We start from the raw sequence: 21,494 nt of genomic DNA, 5'->3' as shown, positions 1-21,494 counted from the left end.
TATGAAAAAACTTCTATTAGGTAATGAAGCTTTAGCTCAAGGAGCAATAGATGCTGGAATATCAGGCGTTTATGCTTATCCTGGAACTCCTTCAACAGAAATTACCGAATATATACAACGCTCAAAAATAGCAAAAGAACTAAATATACACGCTACTTGGTCTGTAAACGAAAAAACAGCTATGGAAAGTGCTTTAGGAATGTCTTATGCAGGAAAAAGATCTATGACCGTGATGAAACACGTTGGTTTAAATGTTGCTGCTGATATTTTTATGAATATGTCTGTTTCAGGGATAAATGGAGGTTTAGTTGTTGTAGTTGCTGATGATCCATCTATGCATTCATCACAAAACGAGCAAGATTCTAGATACTATGGTAAATTTGCAATGATACCAATGTTAGAACCCTCAAACCAACAAGAAGCTTATGAAATAACTAAATACGCTTTTGATTTATCAGAAAAATTTGGGCTTCCCGTTTTAATTAGAATGGTAACTCGTTTATCTCACTCAAGAGCTGGTGTTACAACAGGTGCTAGAGTTGCTCAAAATGAAATTAAATTATCGAAAAATGAACGACAATTTCAATTAATACCAATGCACGCAAGAGGTAGATACAATCATCTAATTGATATTCAACCCGATTTAAAAGAAAATTCTGAAAATAGCTATTATAATAAATTAATTAAAGGTACTGATACTTCATTTGGAATTATTACTTCAGGAATTGCATATAATTATTTAATGGAAAATTTTGAGGATGGTAAATGTCCATTTTCTATTTTAAAAATCTCTCAATATCCTTTACCAAAAAAATTGGTTAAAAAATTATTTGATACTTGCAACAAAATTCTAGTTTTAGAAGATGGTTATCCATTTATTGAAGAAATGATATCCAACTTCCTTGATGAAAATAAAAAAGTTATTGGTCGATTGACAGGAGATGTTCCTCGCGCAGGAGAATTAAACCCTGATAATATCGGAAAAGCTTTAGGAATTGAGGTTATTAAATCTAAAGAAATACCAAAAGTAGTATCAGGGAGACCACCAGAATTATGTGTTGGTTGTGGACATAGAGATTTATTTGACGCAATTAATCAACTTGGAAAAGAACAAAACACTCAAAAAGTTTTTGGTGATATTGGCTGTTATGCTTTAGGTGCTTTACCACCATTCAATAGTATTAATACACTAATTGATATGGGAGCTTCTATAACAATGGCAAAAGGTGCCGCTAATGCTGGTATTCACCCTTCAATTGCTATTATTGGAGATTCTACATTTACACATTCGGGCATGACTGGCTTGTTAGAAGCTGTTGTTGAAAATACGCAAATGACCGTTATAATATCAGATAATTCGGCAATTGCAATGACTGGTGCTCAAGATTCTTCAGCCTCAGGTAGATTGGTGAATATTTGTAAAGGAATTGGTGTTAAAGAAGAACATTTAAAAGTATTAACTCCTCTTCATAAAAATTTAGAAGAAAACATTGATATTATTAGAGAGGAAATAAATTACAAAGGAGTTTCGGTAATTATTTCACAACGTCCTTGCGTTCAATTATCCAAAGAGAAAAAGGACTATGTAAAACATTTACAAGCAGTTTCAATAAATTAATTTTAAACGATTAAAATGAAAATAAATATAATATTAGCTGGTGTTGGCGGGCAAGGTATTTTAACAATTGCAGCAGTTTTAGATACAGCTGCATTAGCCTCAAACTTAAATCTCAAACAATCTGAAGTACACGGAATGAGTCAACGAGGTGGCGCAGTACAATCTCACGTACGAATTTCTGATTCTGCTATTTATTCAGATTTAATTCCTCAAGGAAAAGCAGATATGATTATCTCTGTGGAACCTATGGAATTATTACGCTATTTACCTTTTCTAAAAAAAGATGGGTTATTAGTTACAGATTCAAATCCGTTTAATAATATTACAGATTACCCTGAATTAGAAGAATTATATACTGAAATAAAATCGTATCCAAATACTATTTTAGTAGATGCAAAAAAATTAGCAAAAGATTTAGGCAATTCAAGAGCAACAAATATTGTTTTATTAGGTGCGGCTTCTTCTCAACTTCCATTAAGCGATGAAAGTTTACAACAAGCAATTAAAACACTTTTTAAAAGGAAAGGTGAAAAAGTTGTTGCAAAAAATATTGAAGCTTTTAACAAAGGAAAAGAAATTGCAACTGCAATTATTTCATAAAATTGTAAATTTATAAATGCTACACAAAAGTCTACTAAATCCAAAAAGCATAGTTGTTGTTGGCGCTTCTAACAATACACAAACTCCTGGAGGCAATGTTCTTAAAAATTTAATAGCACATAATTTTAAAGGTGAATTGATTGCTGTAAATCCTAAAGAAACTGAAGTTCAAGGTGTAAAATGCTACCAAAACATTTCAGAAATTCCTACTGTAGACTTGGCAATAATTGCTATTGCAGCAAAATTCACTTTAGAAACTATAAAAGTTTTAACACATCAAAAAAACACCAAAGGATTTATTATTTTTTCAGCAGGATTTAGTGAAAAAGATAAAGATGGAGCCAAATTAGAACAACAAATTGTTGATGAAATTAATGCCGTTGGTGGTACATTATTAGGACCAAATAATATTGGATTAATAAATACAAATTATGCAGGAGTTTTTACAACTCCAATTCCAAAGTTAAACTCAAAAGGCGTTGATTTTATTTCTGGTTCTGGAGCAACAGCTGTTTTTATTATGGAAGCTGCAATGGCAACCGGATTAACTTTTTCAAGTGTTTATTCTGTTGGAAATTCAGCTCAAATTGGTGTAGAAGACGTTTTAGAACATTTAGATGTTACTTTTAATAAAGAAACAAGTTCAACAATAAAATTACTATACATTGAAAGTATAGAAAATCCACAAAAAATTTTAAAACATGCGGCATCTTTAATACATAAAGGATGTAAAATTGCTGCAATTAAAGCAGGAAGTTCATCAGCAGGAAGTAGAGCAGCAAGCTCCCATACTGGCGCTTTAGCAAACTCTGATATTGCTGTAGATGCCTTATTTAAAAAAGCTGGAATTATACGCTGTTATGGAAGAAATGAATTGATTACTGTAGCTTCAATATTTACACAGCCTGAGCTAAAAGGTAAAAATATTGCCATTATTACTCACGCCGGTGGTCCAGCAGTGATGCTAACTGACGCATTGTCAAAAAACGGTTTAAATGTACCTGAAATAACAGGAAAAGAAAGTGAAGAATTATTAAGTAAATTATATTTAGGATCATCAATTTCTAATCCAATTGATTTTTTAGCCACAGGAAATGCAGAACAATTAGAAACAATTATTGATTACTGCGAAGATAAATTTACAAATATTGATGCCATGGTTGTAATTTTTGGAAGTCCTGGCTTATTTGAAGTATATGATGTTTATGATGTGCTTCACAAAAAAATGCAAGAATGTAAAAAACCTATTTTTCCTGTTTTACCTTCTGTGGTAAACGTAAAAAAAGAAATAGATTACTTTATTTCTAAAGGAAACATAAATTTTCCTGATGAAGTTTTATTTGGAAATGCATTAACTAAAATAGCACGTATATCAAAACAAAATTACAACCAAACGACACCAGAAAAAGTTGATTCAAAAACAATACGAACTATTGTTGATAACGCTATTAATGGATATTTACAACCTCAACAAGTAAAGAAATTATTAATTGCAGCTAAAATTCCAGTAGTACATGAAATAGTTTGTACTTCAAAAAAAGAAAGCATAATAGCTACAAACAACCTTGGTTTTCCTGTTGTAATGAAAGTTGTAGGACCTTTACATAAATCGGATGTTGGTGGAATTGTTTTAAACATCACTTCCGAAGAAAAATTAGTTAATGCTTTTAATAAAATAATTCAAATTAAAGATGCTACAGCTGTTTTAATCCAACCAATGAAAAAAGGAATTGAATTATTTATTGGCGCAAAAAAAGAAGGAAATTTTGGACATTTAGTTTTATGTGGTTTGGGTGGAATTTACATTGAAGTTTTAAAAGATGTAAATGCCGCTTTGGCTCCTGTTTCATTACAAGAAGCTACTGAAATGATTCAAAATTTAAAATCTTATAAAATTATTCAAGGAGTTAGAAATCAAGAAGGTATTAACGAAACTGAATTTGCTAAAATTATTACAAAAATTTCAAATTTAGTAATAGTAGCTCCTGAAATAGTTGAATTAGATTTAAATCCGTTGTTAGGAAATTCGAATGAAATTTTTGCGGTAGATGCCAGAATTAGAATTGAAAAAAATTAACTAGCTTCAATTAATTCTATTTTACCTAAATTTGAAGAATTTTCACTTCCAATTATAAAATTGGTTGTTCTTGGTCTTATTTTAAAAATAACATGTTCATTTTTTAACGCCTGAAAATGTTCAATAATCTGTTTATTTGAGATAGTTTCATTATCAAACACAATGGTATCAATCCGCTGTTTTTGAATTATTGTTTTAATTTGAGTAAAATCACCAATTAAATCATCTTTCACAATTAAATAATTTTTTTCTAAATGATTTTCAATCAGCTCATCTTTACCTAAATACAACACCTTTAAACTAGCTTTAAAACGTTGTTTAAATTGAATAACTCTTAAATATTTCAACCAAAACCAAAACTTAATTCCAAAACTCATTATAAAATCATACACACGGTTCAATTTAAAATATTTCTTATAAAAAATATTCATTGCTTTATAAAAATAATTTAAATGTTTTACATCTTTTTTGGTGCTTTCTCCCTTATAATGAATTACTTGCGTATTGGCAAAATAGTAGTTCTGATACCCTTTATTTAAAATTTTATAGCTTAAATCAATATCTTCTCCATACATAAAATAAGCTTCATCAAAACCATTTACTTCGTTGTAAATACTTCTTTTTAATAGCATAAAAGCACCTACCAAAATTGCAACAACACCTGTTTCATTTTCATTTAAATGAGTTGCATAATATTTCCCAGTTCGTTTGCTTGAAATTCCAAAAAGTTTATTAAAAGCCACTTGTGGAGTTGGAATTCCTCTCTTACTTTCAGGCAAAAATAATCCAGAACCATCAATTAATTTAACACCTAAAACACCTATATTTTGTTTATTATTTGCAAACTCTAAAATTTTAATAAAAGTATCTTCAGCAACTACAGTATCTGGATTTAAAATTAAAACATATTTACCTTTTGCAATTTCAACTCCCTGATTATTAGCTTTTGAAAACCCTACATTTTCTTTATTTTGAATAAGAATAATTTCAGGATATTTTTCCTGAATTAATGTACAACTATCATCAGTAGAATTATTATCAACTATAATTATTTCAATAGTTAAGTTTTTTGAAGCAGCTTGTACACTTAAAATGCACTGCTCCAAAAAATATTGAACATTATAATTTATAATTACTATTGATAAATTCATTTAGCTTATAACGATTTTTCGAATGGAATTCTATTTACAATACTTCGTCCTAAAGTAATTTCATCGGCATATTCCAACTCATCTCCAACAGCAATTCCACGAGCAATGGTTGAAGTTTTAACCTTAAACTGTTCTAATTGTTTGAAAATATAAAAGTTAGTAGTATCTCCTTCAATAGTAGAACTTAATGCGAAAATAATTTCTTTAATAGTTCCTTCTTTCACTTTTTCAATTAAACTATCAATGGTTAAATTTTGAGGGCCTATACCTTCAATTGGTGATATTTTACCACCTAAAACGTGATATAATCCTTTAAATTGAGCTGTATTTTCAATGGCCATTACATCTCGTACATCTTCAACAACACAAATAATTTCTGAATTTCGTGAAGGATTTGCACAAATATCACAAATGGCAACATCAGAAATATTATGACATTTTTTACATAATTTAATGTCATCAACCAAATTAGTTAATGCATTTGATAATTGATATGTTTGAGTTTTCGGTTGTTTTAACAAATGTAGCACCAATCTAAGTGCAGTTCTTTTACCAATTCCAGGCAATTGAGACACTTCATTTACAGCATTTTCCAAAAGTTTTGAAGAAAAATTCATTTCGCAAATGTACAATTAGGAAATGATATTCTCAATAATTTTAGTTTCTTTGTTATTCCTTACAAATATTAGTGAATGAAACCAATTTATATACTTCTTCTTATAGCCGTTTATTTTTGTGTTCTTTTATTAATTGCATATTTTACAGGGAAAAACGATACTAACGAAACTTTCTTTAAAGCCAATAAAAAATCGCCTTGGTATATTGTTGCTTTTGGAATGATTGGCGCTTCACTTTCTGGTGTAACCTTCATTTCAGTTCCTGGCTGGGTACAAAGTTCTCAATTTAGCTATATGCAAATTGTAATTGGCTATTTGTTTGGCTATTTAGTTATTGCTTATGTTTTAATTCCTATTTATTATAAGCTAAAAATAACATCAATTTATGAATTTCTAAAACAACGCTTTGGACCAACTTCACACAAAACAGGTGCTTATTTTTTTATGATTTCAAGAATTTTAATCGCTTCATTTCGCTTATTCTTAGTGACTTCTGTTTTACAATATTTTATTTTCGACTTATGGAATGTCCCTTTTGAAATTACCGTTATATTTTCTATAATTTTAATTTGGGTTTATACTTTTAAAGGAGGAATTAAAACAATTATATGGACAGATACCTTTCAAACAACTTTTATGTTAATTGCTGTTTTTGTCGCTATTTTTATTATTCTTAATAAATTAAATTGGTCCGTTTTAGATATGTTTACTTCGGAAGAGTTTAACAAATACAATCGAATTTTATTTTTTGAAGATTTTAATGATAAAAAACATGTGGTAAAATCCTTTCTTGGAGGAATGTTTATTGCAATTGCAATGACAGGCTTAGACCAAGATATGATGCAAAAAAACTTGACTTGTAAAAACACAAAAGAAGCGCAGTGGAATGTAATTTCATTAGGCTTTGTATTAATAATTGTAAATTTTATCTTTTTAACATTAGGTGCTTTATTATTTATTTATGCTGAAAAATTTGGTGTTTCAATTCCAACTATTAACGGAGCTATAAAAACTGATTTGCTATTTCCTGAAATAGCAATCAATAATGATTTAGGAATCCCTATTGGAATTATTTTCATTTTAGGCTTAATTGCAGCAGCTTATTCGAGTGCAGATAGTGCTTTAACTTCTTTAACTACTTCGTATTGTATTGATATTTTAGATATAGAAAACAAAGAAAAACTACATCAAAAATCAATTCGCAAAAAGGTTCATGTAGCAATTTCAATTATTCTAGTTTTAGTCGTCATATCCTATAAACATATTTTAACAGCCAATGTTATTAGCAGTTTATTACAAGTAGTTTCCTATACTTATGGGCCTCTTTTAGGGTTATTTGCATTTGGAATATTTACAAAATATACCATTAAAGACTCTTATGTTTGGATAATAGCTATACTTTCAGTAATTATAAGTTATATAATTAACAAGTTCTCAATACAAATTTTTAATGGATATGTATTTGGTTATGAATTAATTATAATAAACGGCATATTTACTTTTATTGGCTTATATTTAATTAGAAAACCAATCAAATAATTTTTATTTTTGTGCTATGCAAGACAATGATTTAGGCAATTACAGAAAAGTTTACAAAAAGAAAGAACTTTCAAAAAAAGAAGTCCCTGAAAACCCCATGGAATTATTTCAAAAATGGTTTTATGAAGTTGAAGAATTTGGTGGTAATATTGAAGCAAACGCATGTACCATTGCAACCGTAGATAAAAATGAAATTCCACAAAACAGAGTTGTTCTTTTAAAAAAATATACTTGGGAAGGGTTTATTTTTTATACTAATTATAACAGCAATAAAGGAAAATCAATTGAAAATAATCCAAATGTTTGTCTATCATTTTTTTGGCATAATATTGAACGTCAGATTATTATAAAAGGTAAAGCTGAAAAGATTTCAGAAAATTTATCTGATGGTTATTTTGAATCAAGACCAGACGGAAGTAAATTAGGTGCTTGGGCATCAAATCAAAGTGAAGTAGTTCCTTCACGTGAATTTTTAGACAAACGTTTAGCTTCATTTGAAGAAAAATTTAAAAATAAAGAAATTACAAGACCAAAAAATTGGGGTGGTTATATTATTAAGCCTATAAGTATTGAATTCTGGCAAGGACGGCCTAACAGAATGCATGACAGAATTAAATATACGTTGCAAAAAAATTATGACTGGAAAATTGAAAGATTAGCTCCTTAATTTTTATATTTGAACCTCAACCAACACTAAATGAAAACACTTTATATTGTTAGGCATGCAAAATCTTCTTGGGAATACGAAAAAATAAAAGATATTGATCGTCCATTAAAAAAAAGAGGAATTAATGATGCCTATTTAATTTCAAATGTACTTGAAAAAAAGATTGCTAGCCCAGATGTTTTTGTTTCTAGTTGTGCTAATAGAGCACTACACACTGCTATGATTTTTAGTTATACATTTAACTACCCATTGGCGAATCTTAAAATAAGCAAGTCATTATATAGTTTTAGCGATGGTTATTTAATTAAGACCGTAAAAGCGTTAGATAATGGATTTGATTCTGCTATTATTTTTAGCCACGACCATGGAATTAGTGATTTTGTGAATAAATTTGGAAGTAAGCATTTAGACCATGTACCAACTTGCGGTGTAATTGGAATAAAATTTGATACAAATCATTGGAAAAATATAAAATCAGGGCAAACATTTATAACCGATTTTCCGAAACATTATAAATAATATTATTTTGAAAATTGAAAAACTTGCTGGAATTGATATTGGCTCTAACGCAATGCGCTTATTAGTTGCCAATGTAATTACAGAACAAGATGAAGAAAATATAAACCCAAGTTTTAAAAAATCGGCTTTAGTTCGAGTTCCAATTCGTTTAGGAACCGACACTTTTATAACTGGTAAGATTTCAGAAGTAAATAAATTAAGGATGCTAAAAGCTATGAAAGCATTTAAGTTATTAATGGAAGTTCATGGAGTTGAAAAATACTATGCCTGTGCAACTTCAGCAATGAGAGATGCTAGTAATGGAATTGATGTTGTAAAGGAAATTTTTGAAAAAACCAATATTAAAATTGATATTATTGACGGTAAAAAAGAAGCCGCTATTATTTTCTCAACTGATTTAAGCGATATAATTGAGAATGATAAATCATACTTATATGTTGATGTTGGTGGTGGAAGTACTGAATTTACGTTATTTTCAAATGGCGAAATTATCAATTCAAAATCGTTTAAAATGGGTACCGTTAGGTTGTTAAATTACACAAAAGAAGAAGCCAAAGAAATTTGGGATACTATTGAAGTTTGGATAAAGCAAAACACCCTAAATCTAAAAAAAATAATTCTAATAGGTTCAGGAGGAAATATTAATAAAATATTTAAGCTATCAGGAAAACCAATTGGAAAACCACTTTCATTAATTTACTTAAAAGCTCATTATCAATTCTTAAAAAAGATGACTTATAATCAACGTATTTCAGAATTAAGCTTAAATCCAGATAGAGCCGATGTTATACTTCCTGCAACTAAAATTTATTTGAATGCTATGAAATGGAGTGGTGCAAATAAAATATACGTACCTAAAATTGGACTTGCTGACGGGATAGTTAAAAACCTATATTACAATAAATTATAAAAATTTAATAAAAAAAAGCCGCAATTAGCGGCTTTTTTTGTTTGTATTTTAATTTTATCTCTAAGACTTTACAAATTCTTCAACCAATTTACCTACAATTTTTTCTGAAATTTTAGCAACTTTTTGAACTTCTTCATGAGAAACTTCTTCAACAATTCCTTCTACACCTAAATCTGTAATTACAGAAATACCAAAACAAGTCATTCCCATATGTTTTGCAACAATCACTTCAGGAACTGTTGACATTCCAACAGCATCTGCACCAACTATTTTCACCATTCTATATTCTGCTGGTGTTTCAAAAGTTGGGCCTTGTAAAGCTAAATAAACTCCTTTTTGAATTGGAATATTCATTTTTTCTGCAATTTGTTCCATTTTAGCGATCATTTTTTTACTATAGGCTTCATGCATATCAACAAATCTTGGCCCAAAACGATCTTCATTTTTACCTCTTAAAGGATGATCTGGAATAAAGTTAATATGATCTGTAATTAACATTATATCACCAACTTTAAAAGCAGGATTTACACCACCTGAAGCATTAGAAACAATTAAATTATCAACACCTAAATATTTCATTACACGTACTGGAAAAGTTGTTTCTTCCATTGTCCAACCTTCATAATAATGAAAACGACCACGCATTGCAATTACTTTTTTAGACCCCATTGTTCCAAAAATTAATTCACCTGAATGACCAGCTACTGTAGATACTGGAAAGTTTATAATTTCTGCATACGGAATTGTAATTTCAATATTAATTTTCTCAACTAAATTTCCTAAACCTGTTCCTAAAATAATACCATAATCTGGTTTTGTAATTCCTTTCTCTTGAAGGAATTTAACTGTCTCTTGAACCTTGTTCCACATATTTCTTAATTAATTTATCAAAATCGGAGCTTTTTGCTACAAATTTTGTTTCTATAGTTACAAATTGCAAATTTTGCAATTCAGCAAAGATACGAACATAATCCTTTTCTGTTGTTAAAACTATTTTATTATTTGAATTAATTTTTTCAACAGCTAACTTAATCTCATTAATATCATTTTTACTAAAATTATGATGATCCGGAAAATTTAAATGTTGCAAATGAATATTCATACTTTTTAAATAATCTACCAACGGCTTTGGGTTTGCAATACCAGTTACAAGTACTAATTCTTTATTTTTAAATTGAGTTAAATTTATTGTTAAATTACCTTGTAGCTCTTTATTATATTCAATGGTTGAAAAAAATAAAGATTGTTTTTGTGTTAGTTTTAATTTTTTAGCAATTTCTAGTTGTTCTTTATCTGAAATTGTACTTGGGCACTTAGTAACAATAACTATTTGAGCTCTATTTGCGCCAGATTTATTTTCTCGTAAATTCCCAGTTGGCAGCATAATATCATCTACATATAAATCATTATAAGAAGTTAATACAATATTAAGCCCTACGCTTACTTTTCTATGCTGAAAAGCATCATCTAACAGTATAATTTCTGGAGCATTATCTAATGCTTCTAACTGTTGAATAGCATTTGTTCTATCAACATCTACGCAGACAATTATATTTAAGAATTTTTTATAATATTGAAAAGGTTCATCACCAATAATTTCCGAAGAAGAATTTTCATCAGCAATAATAAATCCTTTGCTTTTTCTTTTATAGCCTCTACTTAAAACTGCTACTTTATAATTGTCTTGCAGTAATCTTATTAAATATTCTATTTGAGGTGTTTTTCCTGTTCCGCCAACACTTAAATTTCCAACCACAATAATTGGAGTTTTAAATTTCGTAGACTTTAAAATATTGTTGTTGTACAAATAATTACGAATATTGGTAATTAAGCCATACAGCAATGAAAACGGATATACTATTTTTCTTAAAAAATTCACTAATAGCGAAAATACAAAACAAATTAAAAATTTATAGGTAAATAGGCTAACTTTCTTATGTAAAATTTATCTTTGTTATTATAACAATGTTTTAACTATGAAAATTAAAGATTTTACAACTTGTATTGAAGAAATTGCCCCATTAAATTATGCTGAAAGTTTTGATAATGTGGGTTTATTAATTGGTGATTTCAATACTAAAGTTACCGGTGTAATAGTTACACTAGACACACTTGAAAATGTAGTTGATGAAGCCATTGAGAAAAGCTGTAACTTAATAATAAGCTTTCACCCAATAATATTTTCGGGTCTAAAAAAATTAAACGGCAACAATTATGTTGAACGTGTAGTTTTAAAAGCCATAAAGAATGATATAGCTATTTATGCAATGCATACTGCTTTAGATAATTCATTTAAAGGTGTAAATGCAAAAATTTGTGAAGTTTTAGGTTTGAAAAATAAAAAAATACTAATTCCTCAAAAAAATACGATAAAAAAATTAACAACGTACGTTCCAAATAAGAATGTTGAAGAGGTTAGATTTGCACTTTTTAAAGCTGGAGCTGGAAACATTGGAAACTATGATAATTGTAGTTTTAATACAGAAGGTTATGGAACTTACAAAGGAAATGAAAATTCAAATCCAACTCTTGGAGAAAAAGGAATACTTCACATAGAAAATGAGACTTTTATTAGTGTTATTTTTGAAAAACACAACGAAAAAAATATTCTTTCTGCACTTTTCAAGTCACATCCATACGAAGAAGTTGCATACGATATTGTTCCTTTAGACAATTTACATCAAGAAATTGGTTTAGGAATGATTGGAGAATTAACTGAAGAACAAAACGAATTAGACTTTTTAAATTTCTTAAAAAACACCATGAATGCTAAAGGTATTAGACATTCTAAATTAATAGGTAAACCTATAAAAAAAGTAGCTGTTTTAGGAGGTTCAGGAAGTTTTGCTGTTCAAAATGCTATAAATTCTGGGGCTGATATTTATGTAACTTCAGATATTAAATACCACGAATTTTACAAAGCTGAAAACAAACTTATAATTGCAGATATTGGACATTATGAAAGCGAACAATTCACAAAAAATCTTTTAGTAGATATACTTACAAAAAAATTTCCTAATTTTGCAATCATTTTATCAAATAAAAACACAAATCCAATTTATTACTTATAATATGGCTAAAAGCAAAGAAGTTACTGTTGAAGAAAAGTTAAGAGCTCTTTACGACTTACAATTAATTGATTCAAGAGCTGATGAAATTAAAAATGTAAGAGGAGAATTACCTTTAGAAATTGAAGATTTAGAAGATGAAATTGTTGGTTTAAAAAAAAGGCTATCAAATTTAGATGAAGGTGTAACTAGCTTAAAGGATGATATTTCTGCTAAAAAATCAATTATTGAAGAAGCGAATATATTAGTTAAAAAATATGCAGAACAACAAAAAAATGTTCGTAATAATAGAGAATTTAATTCAATAAGCAAAGAAACTGAATACCAAGAACTTGAAATTGAGTTAGCTGAAAAAAGAATTAAAGAATATAAAGTAAAAATTGAGCAAAAAAACGAAGTAATTGTTGGCACAAAAGAAAATATTGCTAAACAAGTTGATTTATTAAAACATAAATCGGAAGAATTAGACGATATTATGGGAGATACTATCAAAGAAGAAGCTTTATTGCTTAAAAAATCTAAAGAATATAGTGCATTAATTGACGACCACTTATTAAAAGCTTATAAAAGAATTAGATCTTCTGTTAAAAATGGATTAGCGGTTGTTTCAATCCAAAGAGGTGCAGCTGGAGGATCTTTCTTTACAATTCCACCACAAAGACAAGTAGAAATTGCTGGTCGTAAAAAAATTATTATAGATGAGCATAGTGGTAGAATTTTAGTTGATGGTGCTTTAGCTGAAGAAGAAAAAGAAAAAATTGACAAATTATTAAGTTAATAAAATAACTACTCTAAAAAAGGCTTCCAAAATGGAAGCCTTTTTTATTTCTTTATTGCCCGTATTGAATAAAGCAACGGAAACATTCGTTGGTTTTCCTTTAGAACATACATTCCATCTTCTGTTTTTTCCATTTCAGGAAAACTATCGTACGGTGATTTTTCAAATTCGTGCAAAAATTCAATATGTAAACCCGCCTCAGTCAAAGCTGAAACTACTTCACCTAAACCATGATTCCAGCCATATTCTTTACTTATCATATCCGCATCATTATTAGTATAAGTTCCTTTATATTCTTCATAAATCACTTCACTTTGCAAATAAGGATACGTTAATTTTGGAGGAGTTTGCAAAAAATCAAACATCCAAACTATTGGATGAAACTCTATCAAATAAAAAACACCACTACTTTTAAGTTTATTAGCTATAATTTTTCCCCAAGTTTTTAAATCTGGCAACCAACCAATAACTCCATAAGAAGCAAAAACAATATCAAATTTATCGTTAACGTTTTTTGGAATATCATACAAATTACTTTCAATAAACGTTGCGTTTAAACCTAACTCATCATTCAAAAATCTCGCTTGTTTTATTCCTTCTCCTGATAAATCAATTCCTGTGCATTTAGCCCCTAACCTACTTAAACTAAGCGTATCTTGTCCAAAATGACACTGTAAATGCAACAATGTTTTACCGTTTACATCTCCTAATTCGTCTAACTCATATTTATTTAATGAAGTTTTTCCTTTTTTAAAACCTTCAACATCATAAAATTCAGATTTGGAATGAATTCTTACTTTTTTATCCCAAGTATCCTTATTTACTTCAAAATATTTAGCATATTTATAATCCATAATTATATTTTAACTATTCAAAAATAATACTATTAATCCATACCAAAATATAGGAATTGCTTCAACCCAAAAACTTGTATAATAACGTGACCTTTTAGGTGATGAAAACGTTAAAAACATTCCTATAATAACAGCAATAATAACTAAAATATAATTGTATGTAACAATATTATTTTCTTTCATATTTTCTAAAAAAATAACTATCAACAACAAAACATAACCAATTATTTTTGAGCTATTTACACCAAATAATTGAGGTAATGTTTTTAACTGTTTAGAATCAATATTTACATCTCTAATATCAAATGGTAGTGTTATAGATATTAAAATAAGTAATCGCTGAAAAAAAACAATAAGTATTTCTGAAGTGAATTCTGAACCCCTTTCGTACAATGGAAAAAATACTGTAATCCCTGCCCAAGCAATTGCAATGCTAAATATTTTTATAGATGGAAAATTTCTAAATGAAAATTCATTATTCTTAATTTTAAATAGTGGCACTACATAAAACAATGTCATAAAAGCAAAAGGGAAAAGTATAACTACAGCTTTTAAATTAAAACTGTAAAAAAAAGTAATATAACCTAATAAAACAATTGATAATACAACTAATAACAACAAGCTTCTTTTATGATTAAAAAACCATTTTTTAAACCATTGAAGCCTTTTATATTTTATTTCAAAAAAACGAATAAAATTATAAGATATAATAATAGAAAGCGCCACAAAAAGAGGTGTTAAATTATTCTCATTACCAAACTTAATTAGTGTTATTTTAGTTAAACAAAAACCTGCTAAAGCAACGTGAATATTGCTAAATATATAAAAATCTACTATTTTTTTAAAAAATTGCATTTCACAAATGTAAGTATTTGTTGAGATACCAATTTTTTGGATAACAAAATATTATAATTCAATAATAATATTATCCCTTTAATTGCTCAATTTTAAGTAATTTTGTGAACGTTAAATTTTATATGCAATTTACAAAAATGAATACAAATTCTTTTGTTTTAAGACACATAGGTCCTCGAGAAAAAGAGGTTAAAGAAATGGTAAAAACTATTGGCGTTAGTTCAATTGATGAATTAATTGACAAAACCATTCCATCTAATATTCGATTGAAGAATAATTTAAATTTACCAACTGCTCTAAGTGAATACGAATATCTTTCTCATATTCAACAACTTTCAACTAAAAATAAATTATTTAAAAATTATATTGGATTAGGATATCATCCTGCAATATTTCCAGGTGTTATTCAAAGAAATATTTTAGAAAATCCAGGGTGGTACACTTCATATACTCCTTACCAGGCCGAAATTTCACAAGGGAGATTAGAAGCTTTGTTAAATTACCAAACTATGGTGATGGAACTAACGGCAATGCCTATAGCCAACGCTTCATTGTTAGATGAAGGAACAGCTGCCTCAGAAGCAATGTTGATGTTATTTAATTCTAGAAACAGGGTTCAAAAAAAATCAAATGCAAATAAATTTTTTGTTTCTAATGATGTTTTACCTCAAACTATAGATGTTTTAAAAACAAGATCAAATCCGTTGGGAATAGAATTAATTTTTGGGAATCCTCAAGAATTTGAATTTACTTCTAATGTATTCGGATTATTAATTCAATATCCTGGAAAAAGTGGTGAAATTGTAGATTATACCAATTTTGTAGAAAAAGCCAAAAACAATGGCGTGAAAATTGCTGTTGCTGCCGATTTGTTGAGTTTAACTATTTTAACACCTCCTGGCGAATGGGGTGCAGATGTTGTTGTTGGTACCACTCAACGTTTTGGAATTCCAATGGGTTATGGCGGCCCACATGCAGCTTATTTTGCTACAAAAGAAGAGTTTAAACGTGCAATACCCGGAAGAATTATTGGTGTATCTGTTGATACCGATGGAAATAGAGCTTTGCGAATGGCTTTACAAACTCGTGAACAGCATATTAAAAGAGAAAAAGCAACTTCAAATATTTGTACTTCACAAGTTTTATTAGCTGTAATGGCTGGTATGTTTGGTGTTTATCACGGATCTAAAGGATTAATTTATATTGCAAATAAAATTCAAAGATTAACTTCTACTTTAAATGATAGTTTAAAACAATTAAATTTTAAACAAAAAAATAAAGTATTTTTTGACACCTTATTAATTGAAGTTTCAAATGCAGCTAAATTGAAAATTATTGCTGAGAAACAGGAAATAAATTTCTTTTACCCTACTTCAAATTTAGTAAGCATTTCATTAAATGAAACATCAAATTTAAATGATGTTAACGAAATTTTAGCAATTTTATGTGAAGCTGAAGGGAAGAAAACTATATTGATAAATGACCTTAAAAAAGGTACATTACCAAAACATTTATTGAGAACAACAAATTTTATGCAAAATGAAGTTTTTGAAAATTATCATTCAGAAACTGAAATGATGCGCTATATTAAAAAATTAGAACTTAAAGATTTATCATTAACACACTCCATGATTTCATTAGGTTCATGTACCATGAAATTAAATGCAGCTTCTGAAATGTTACCCTTAAGCTGGCCTAATTGGGGAAATATGCACCCATTTGTGCCTATTGAACAAGCTCAAGGATACCAAGAAGTAATAAAAGGTTTAGAAAGTGCCTTAAATGAAATTACAGGATTTGATGCTACATCATTGCAACCAAACTCTGGAGCTCAGGGTGAATATTCTGGACTATCATTAATTCGTGCTTATCATAAATCTAAGGGAAATGAACATAGAAATATTTGTTTAATTCCAAGTTCTGCTCATGGTACGAATCCGGCTTCTGCAGTAATGGCTGGTTTTAAAGTAATTGTTACAAAATCAACAGAACAAGGAAATATTGATGTTGAAGATTTACGTGAAAAAGCAACTTTATATAAAGATAATTTAGGTGCACTAATGGTAACTTATCCTTCAACTCATGGTGTTTTTGAAAGTTCCATAAAGGAAATTACTCAAATTATTCATGATTGTGGCGGACAAGTATATATGGATGGAGCCAATATGAATGCTCAAGTTGGTTTAACAAATCCAGCTACTATTGGAGCTGATGTTTGCCATTTAAACTTACATAAAACTTTTGCAATCCCCCATGGTGGTGGTGGACCTGGAGTAGGACCAATTTGCGTTGTAAAACATTTAGCTCCTTTTTTACCTTCAAATCCAATCATACCTACTGGAGGAATAACACCTATTAATGGTGTATCTTCAGCTCCTTGGGGTTCTGCTTTGGTTTTATTAATTTCTTACAGTTATATTAAAATGCTTGGAACAAATGGATTAAAACAAGCTTCTTGTTTCGCTATTTTGAATGCAAACTATATGAAAGCTCGATTAGAAAAACATTTTAAAATTCTATACGCTGGAGAACAAGGATTTGCTGCACATGAAATGATTGTTGATTTTAGAGAATTTAAAGCAAAAGGAGCTGATATTACTGATGTTTCAAAAAGATTAATGGATTATGGATATCATGCCCCAACCGTTTCTTTCCCAGTTCATGAAACTTTAATGATTGAACCTACAGAAAGTGAGAATAAGAAAGAATTAGATCGTTTTTGTGATGCATTAATAGCTATTAAAGGTGAAATTGAAGATTTAAAAGAAGGTGAAACTAATGCTGCACTTCATAATGCTCCCCATACTGAAGCTATGTTAATAAGTGACCAATGGAATTTTCCATATTCACGCCAACATGCTGCTTTTCCACTTCCTTATTTAAAAGAAAATAAGTTTTGGCCATCTGTTCGAAGAATTAATGATGGTTATGGAGATCGAAATTTAATGTGTTCATGTAATCCTATTGAAAATTATAAAGAAGATTAATCTTAAATCTAACTAATAATTAATTAAAAAGTCTCGAGTTTCCTCGAGACTTTTCTTTTCCAATTAAGCAATAACATAAAAGAAATAATATTGTCGTCCCCACAACGGTAGTATATTATTGTTCACCTTTTACAAATACTATAATTAGAAAACTAGCAGTAATAATAAATTAAAGAAATCGTCGTCCCCACAACTGTAGTATTATCTTTAATTGTAATAATTATAACTGATAGATTTTCAAAAAATTACTTTATTTGCTTAATTAATTGTAAAATAATAATTACAAAATCAAACTACCAAAATTAGAAATGCTTCATAATTTTAACTTTACAAACCTTTAAAGTTATTAATTTTTCACCAATTATTCACTATTTTTTTTGTTTTTACGAAAACATTATAGTAAAAAAAACAGATGTTTACTAACATACTATAATGCAAAATAGTATTTTTGCAATTCGACTTAATTTAAATAGTTTTTATTAAATGAAAAAAATAACTAAAGGAACCTATATAAATTGGTATAAAGACATGCTTTTTTGGAGAAAATTTGAAGATAAGCTAGCAGCCCTTTATATTCAACAAAAAGTAAGAGGTTTCCTACATTTATATAACGGACAAGAGGCTGTATTAGCTGGTGCTTTACACGTCATGAAAAAAAATGATAAGATGATTACAGCCTATCGTAATCACGTTCAACCAATTGGTTTAGGAGTAGATCCTAAAAGAATTATGGCTGAGTTAATGGGTAAAGATACAGGTACATCTCACGGAATGGGTGGTTCTATGCATATTTTCTCTCCTGAACATAATTTTTATGGTGGTCACGGTATTGTTGGTGGTCAAATTCCATTAGGTGCTGGTTTAGCATTTGCTGATAAATATTTTAATAGAGATGGCGTAACTCTTACCTATTTTGGGGATGGAGCTGCAAGACAAGGTTCTTTACACGAAACTTTTAACATGGCAATTAACTGGAAATTACCTGTCGTTTTTATTTGTGAAAACAATGGCTACGCAATGGGAACTTCTGTTGGACGTACGGCAAACCACGAAGATATTTGGAAGCTAGGTTTAGGCTATGAAATGCCTTGTGGTCCTGTAGATGGAATGAACCCTATTAAAGTTGCTGAAGCTATGGAAGAAGCAATTGAAAGAGCTAGAAGAGGTGAAGGACCAACTTTATTAGATATTAAAACATACCGTTATAGAGGTCACTCAATGAGTGATGCTCAAAAGTATAGAACAAAAGATGAAGTTGATGAGTACCGTAAAATTGATCCAATAACACAAGTGTTAGAAGTGATTAAATCTAAAAAATACGCTACCGATAAACAAATTAAGGAATGGGATGCTGAAGTAAAAGCTAAAGTAGCTGAATGCCAAAAATTCGCTGAAGAATCTCCATTTCCAGACAAACAATTGCTATACGATATTGTATACGAACAAGAAGATTATCCATTTTTAAAACATAAATAGATGGCAGAAATTATAACAATGCCCCGTTTAAGTGATACAATGACTGAAGGAGTTGTTTCTCAATGGCTAAAAAAAGTAGGTGATAAAATTTCAGAAGGTGATATGTTAGCTGAAATAGAAACCGATAAAGCTACTATGGAATTTGAATCCTTTAATGAAGGAACACTTTTATATATTGGTTTAAAAGATGGTGAAGGTGCTCCTGTAGATTCATTATTAGCAATTATTGGAGATGAAGGTGAAGACATAGATAGTATTATAAAAAATTTCAAAATCGCTACACCCAGTTCGGAAAATTCTTCAGTAAAAGAAGAACCTAAAACTTTGGCTGTTGAACCTGCAAAAAAAACTACTGAAGTAATTGAAACTCCTCAAAAAGTTATTACAACTACTTCAGGAAGAATTATTGCGTCTCCTTTGGCTAAAAAAATAGCAAATGAAAAAGGTATAAACTTAACAACAGTTGTAGGAACAGGTGAAAATGGAAGAATTGTAAAATCTGATGTTGAAAATTATATCCCTTCAGCAACTGCAACAACTACAAATTCATCAACGATTATTTTAGGTGAAGAAAGTTTTGAAGAAACTTCCAATTCTCAAATGCGGAAAACTATTGCGCGTAGATTAGCGGAATCTAAATTTACAGCTCCTCATTACTATTTAATGATTGAGATTGATATGGATAATGCTATTACTTCTCGCAAAGCGATTAATGAATTACCTGATACAAAAGTATCATTCAATGATATAATTGTAAAAGCAAGTGCCATGGCATTAAAAAGACATCCAAAAGTAAATTCTCAATGGTTTGATGATAGAACTCGTATCAATCACCATGTTAATATTGGTGTTGCTGTAGCTGTTGAAGATGGATTAGTTGTGCCTGTAATTCCTTTTACCGACCAAAAAAGCATGACGCAAATTGGCGCTGAAGTTAAAGATTTAGCAGCTAGAGCTAGAATAAAAAAACTAACTCCTGCTGAAATGGAAGGAAGCACTTTTACTGTTTCTAACTTAGGGATGTTTGGAATAGATGAATTTACTTCTATTATTAATCAGCCTAACTCAGCTATTTTATCTGTAGGTGCAATTATTCAAAAGCCTGTTGTAAAAAATGGTGAAATTGTAGTTGGAAACACGATGAAAGTAACACTAGCTTGTGACCATAGAACCGTAGATGGAGCAACTGGATCAGCATTTTTACAAACTTTAAAACAGTTTATTGAAAATCCTGTAACTATGTTGGCTTAGAATATAAATCAAAATTTACACAAAACCCATTGCAATTGCAATGGGTTTTTTTATTTACGCATAAAATTTGGTTAGTTTTTGCAAGAAAATATAGTCGTCTTTTATAAATTAACAGCTCTTATAAAATATTAATTTTCAATTAGATGGCTTTATATTCTGATTAACCCTAAATAAATTAGTTGGATCATATTTCTTTTTAATCTGAGTTAAACGATTGTAATTATGTTTATAGCTTGCTTTTACTCTATCTTGCCCTTCATCCATCATAAAATTTGAATAAGCACCTCCAGACGAATATGGATGTAAAGCTTCCCAATAATTTTTACACCATGTTGTAATTTTATCTGCATTTTTTGGATCTGGATCAACCCCAACAATAACACCTGCATATTTAGCATCTCGATAAGCCCAAGGAGTATCTTCTGCTCCAACTCTACTTGCAGCACCACTAATTGGATACAAATGCATTTGAGAAAGTGGCGTTGGTATTTTTGAACCAAATTTTAAATGTTGTGCTCTAATTTCAG

18 protein-coding genes and 1 pseudogene are annotated in these 21,494 nt (G+C 29.3%); 12 read left to right on the top strand and 7 right to left on the bottom strand.

The window, feature by feature from the left end:
• Position 1: 1 nt before the first annotated feature.
• Genes QM495_RS07750 through QM495_RS07740 form a run of 3 tightly spaced genes read left to right on the top strand, consistent with a single transcriptional unit; the run spans position 2 to position 4,295 of the window.
• A complete protein-coding gene (locus QM495_RS07750; protein WP_408671535.1) occupies positions 2-1,618 on the top strand; it encodes a thiamine pyrophosphate-dependent enzyme in 1,617 nt (538 codons plus the stop codon).
• 15 nt (positions 1,619-1,633) lie between these two features.
• A complete protein-coding gene (locus QM495_RS07745) occupies positions 1,634-2,218 on the top strand; it encodes an indolepyruvate oxidoreductase subunit beta (protein ID WP_408671534.1) in 585 nt (194 codons plus the stop codon).
• 16 nt (positions 2,219-2,234) lie between these two features.
• Complete coding sequence (locus QM495_RS07740; RefSeq protein WP_408671533.1) at positions 2,235-4,295, top strand: acetate--CoA ligase family protein; 2,061 nt, start codon at positions 2,235-2,237, stop codon at positions 4,293-4,295.
• Here the strand turns inward: QM495_RS07740 and QM495_RS07735 are convergent.
• Both QM495_RS07735 and recR read right to left on the bottom strand, forming a co-directional pair.
• Positions 4,292-5,446, bottom strand: coding sequence for a glycosyltransferase family 2 protein (locus tag QM495_RS07735; RefSeq protein WP_408671532.1), 1,155 nt, complete (start codon positions 5,444-5,446; stop codon positions 4,292-4,294). The two genes, QM495_RS07740 and QM495_RS07735, sit on opposite strands and share 4 nt — an antisense overlap.
• Positions 5,447-5,451: 5 nt before the next feature.
• On the bottom strand, positions 5,452-6,063 hold the full coding sequence (recR, locus tag QM495_RS07730) for a recombination mediator RecR (protein WP_408671531.1): 612 nt from the start codon (positions 6,061-6,063) through the stop codon (positions 5,452-5,454).
• Between the two features lie 75 nt (positions 6,064-6,138).
• On the opposite strand from recR, the gene QM495_RS07725 reads away from it, so the two are divergent.
• From QM495_RS07725 to QM495_RS07710, 4 genes are read left to right on the top strand one after another with little or no spacing between them, the layout of a single operon-like run.
• Complete coding sequence (locus QM495_RS07725) at positions 6,139-7,602, top strand: sodium:solute symporter (protein ID WP_408671530.1); 1,464 nt, start codon at positions 6,139-6,141, stop codon at positions 7,600-7,602.
• 16 nt (positions 7,603-7,618) lie between these two features.
• Complete coding sequence (gene pdxH / locus QM495_RS07720; protein WP_408671529.1) at positions 7,619-8,269, top strand: pyridoxamine 5'-phosphate oxidase; 651 nt, start codon at positions 7,619-7,621, stop codon at positions 8,267-8,269.
• 30 nt (positions 8,270-8,299) lie between these two features.
• The gene (locus tag QM495_RS07715; RefSeq protein WP_408671528.1) at positions 8,300-8,788 is read left to right on the top strand and encodes a SixA phosphatase family protein; all 489 of its coding nucleotides are present in this window, start codon (positions 8,300-8,302) and stop codon (positions 8,786-8,788) included.
• Positions 8,789-8,792: 4 nt separating this feature from the next.
• Positions 8,793-9,698: a Ppx/GppA phosphatase family protein gene (locus QM495_RS07710; RefSeq protein WP_408671545.1), complete on the top strand. Its 906-nt coding sequence runs from the start codon at positions 8,793-8,795 to the stop codon at positions 9,696-9,698.
• A 60-nt stretch (positions 9,699-9,758) separates the two neighbouring features.
• Here the strand turns inward: QM495_RS07710 and QM495_RS07705 are convergent, their stop codons facing one another.
• Positions 9,759-10,568 carry a purine-nucleoside phosphorylase gene (locus QM495_RS07705; protein WP_408671527.1) on the bottom strand — a complete coding sequence of 270 codons (810 nt, stop codon included), beginning with the start codon at positions 10,566-10,568 and terminating at the stop codon, positions 9,759-9,761.
• The gene (gene lpxK / locus QM495_RS07700) at positions 10,540-11,577 is read right to left on the bottom strand and encodes a tetraacyldisaccharide 4'-kinase (protein ID WP_408671526.1); all 1,038 of its coding nucleotides are present in this window, start codon (positions 11,575-11,577) and stop codon (positions 10,540-10,542) included. The genes QM495_RS07705 and lpxK overlap by 29 nt, the downstream gene beginning before the upstream one ends.
• Positions 11,578-11,674: 97 nt before the next feature.
• Here lpxK and QM495_RS07695 point away from each other — a divergent pair, with 97 nt between their 5' ends.
• Both QM495_RS07695 and QM495_RS07690 read left to right on the top strand, forming a co-directional pair.
• Complete coding sequence (locus QM495_RS07695) at positions 11,675-12,769, top strand: Nif3-like dinuclear metal center hexameric protein (RefSeq protein WP_408671525.1); 1,095 nt, start codon at positions 11,675-11,677, stop codon at positions 12,767-12,769.
• Position 12,770: 1 nt separating this feature from the next.
• Complete coding sequence (locus tag QM495_RS07690) at positions 12,771-13,544, top strand: zinc ribbon domain-containing protein (protein WP_408671524.1); 774 nt, start codon at positions 12,771-12,773, stop codon at positions 13,542-13,544.
• A 44-nt stretch (positions 13,545-13,588) separates the two neighbouring features.
• On the opposite strand, the gene QM495_RS07685 is transcribed toward QM495_RS07690, so the two are convergent.
• Both QM495_RS07685 and QM495_RS07680 read right to left on the bottom strand, forming a co-directional pair.
• Positions 13,589-14,398 (bottom strand): class I SAM-dependent methyltransferase, encoded by an 810-nt coding sequence (locus tag QM495_RS07685; RefSeq protein ID WP_408671523.1) that lies wholly within the window; start codon positions 14,396-14,398, stop codon positions 13,589-13,591.
• Between the two features lie 9 nt (positions 14,399-14,407).
• Positions 14,408-15,253 (bottom strand): hypothetical protein, encoded by an 846-nt coding sequence (locus tag QM495_RS07680; protein ID WP_408671522.1) that lies wholly within the window; start codon positions 15,251-15,253, stop codon positions 14,408-14,410.
• 137 nt (positions 15,254-15,390) lie between these two features.
• Between QM495_RS07680 and gcvP the strand changes: the two genes are divergently transcribed.
• The 3 genes and pseudogenes from gcvP to QM495_RS07665 all read left to right on the top strand — a co-directional run.
• Positions 15,391-18,240: an aminomethyl-transferring glycine dehydrogenase gene (gene gcvP / locus QM495_RS07675; protein ID WP_408671521.1), complete on the top strand. Its 2,850-nt coding sequence runs from the start codon at positions 15,391-15,393 to the stop codon at positions 18,238-18,240.
• A 483-nt stretch (positions 18,241-18,723) separates the two neighbouring features.
• Positions 18,724-19,716, top strand: coding sequence for a pyruvate dehydrogenase (acetyl-transferring) E1 component subunit alpha (pdhA, locus tag QM495_RS07670; protein WP_408671520.1), 993 nt, complete (start codon positions 18,724-18,726; stop codon positions 19,714-19,716).
• A gap of 6 nt (positions 19,717-19,722) precedes the next feature.
• A pseudogene (locus tag QM495_RS07665) lies at positions 19,723-20,967 on the top strand (pyruvate dehydrogenase complex dihydrolipoamide acetyltransferase); the annotation flags it as partial.
• Between the two features lie 135 nt (positions 20,968-21,102).
• Here QM495_RS07665 and QM495_RS07660 read toward each other — a convergent pair.
• The coding region (locus QM495_RS07660; RefSeq protein ID WP_408671519.1) for a BBE domain-containing protein at positions 21,103-21,494 on the bottom strand (392 nt) is incomplete at its 5' end.

The sequence above is a fragment of the Lutibacter sp. genome, from assembly GCF_046055765.1.
Lineage (GTDB): Bacteria > Bacteroidota > Bacteroidia > Flavobacteriales > Flavobacteriaceae > Lutibacter.
This window is presented reverse-complemented; position numbering and strand designations above follow the sequence as displayed.

What these genes read in the sequence shown, in the direction of transcription:
- QM495_RS07725 (WP_408671530.1), top strand. Translation starts at nt 6,139, where the DNA reads ATGAAACCAATTTATATACTTCTTCTTATAGCCGTTTATTTTTGTGTT.
- gcvP (WP_408671521.1), top strand. Translation starts at nt 15,391, where the DNA reads ATGAATACAAATTCTTTTGTTTTAAGACACATAGGTCCTCGAGAAAAA.
- QM495_RS07680 (WP_408671522.1), bottom strand. Translation starts at nt 15,253, where the DNA reads ATGCAATTTTTTAAAAAAATAGTAGATTTTTATATATTTAGCAATATT.
- QM495_RS07745 (WP_408671534.1), top strand. Translation starts at nt 1,634, where the DNA reads ATGAAAATAAATATAATATTAGCTGGTGTTGGCGGGCAAGGTATTTTA.
- recR (WP_408671531.1), bottom strand. Translation starts at nt 6,063, where the DNA reads ATGAATTTTTCTTCAAAACTTTTGGAAAATGCTGTAAATGAAGTGTCT.
- QM495_RS07740 (WP_408671533.1), top strand. Translation starts at nt 2,235, where the DNA reads ATGCTACACAAAAGTCTACTAAATCCAAAAAGCATAGTTGTTGTTGGC.
- QM495_RS07695 (WP_408671525.1), top strand. Translation starts at nt 11,675, where the DNA reads ATGAAAATTAAAGATTTTACAACTTGTATTGAAGAAATTGCCCCATTA.
- QM495_RS07705 (WP_408671527.1), bottom strand. Translation starts at nt 10,568, where the DNA reads ATGTGGAACAAGGTTCAAGAGACAGTTAAATTCCTTCAAGAGAAAGGA.
- QM495_RS07690 (WP_408671524.1), top strand. Translation starts at nt 12,771, where the DNA reads ATGGCTAAAAGCAAAGAAGTTACTGTTGAAGAAAAGTTAAGAGCTCTT.
- pdhA (WP_408671520.1), top strand. Translation starts at nt 18,724, where the DNA reads ATGAAAAAAATAACTAAAGGAACCTATATAAATTGGTATAAAGACATG.
- pdxH (WP_408671529.1), top strand. Translation starts at nt 7,619, where the DNA reads ATGCAAGACAATGATTTAGGCAATTACAGAAAAGTTTACAAAAAGAAA.
- QM495_RS07750 (WP_408671535.1), top strand. Translation starts at nt 2, where the DNA reads ATGAAAAAACTTCTATTAGGTAATGAAGCTTTAGCTCAAGGAGCAATA.
- QM495_RS07685 (WP_408671523.1), bottom strand. Translation starts at nt 14,398, where the DNA reads ATGGATTATAAATATGCTAAATATTTTGAAGTAAATAAGGATACTTGG.
- QM495_RS07735 (WP_408671532.1), bottom strand. Translation starts at nt 5,446, where the DNA reads ATGAATTTATCAATAGTAATTATAAATTATAATGTTCAATATTTTTTG.
- QM495_RS07715 (WP_408671528.1), top strand. Translation starts at nt 8,300, where the DNA reads ATGAAAACACTTTATATTGTTAGGCATGCAAAATCTTCTTGGGAATAC.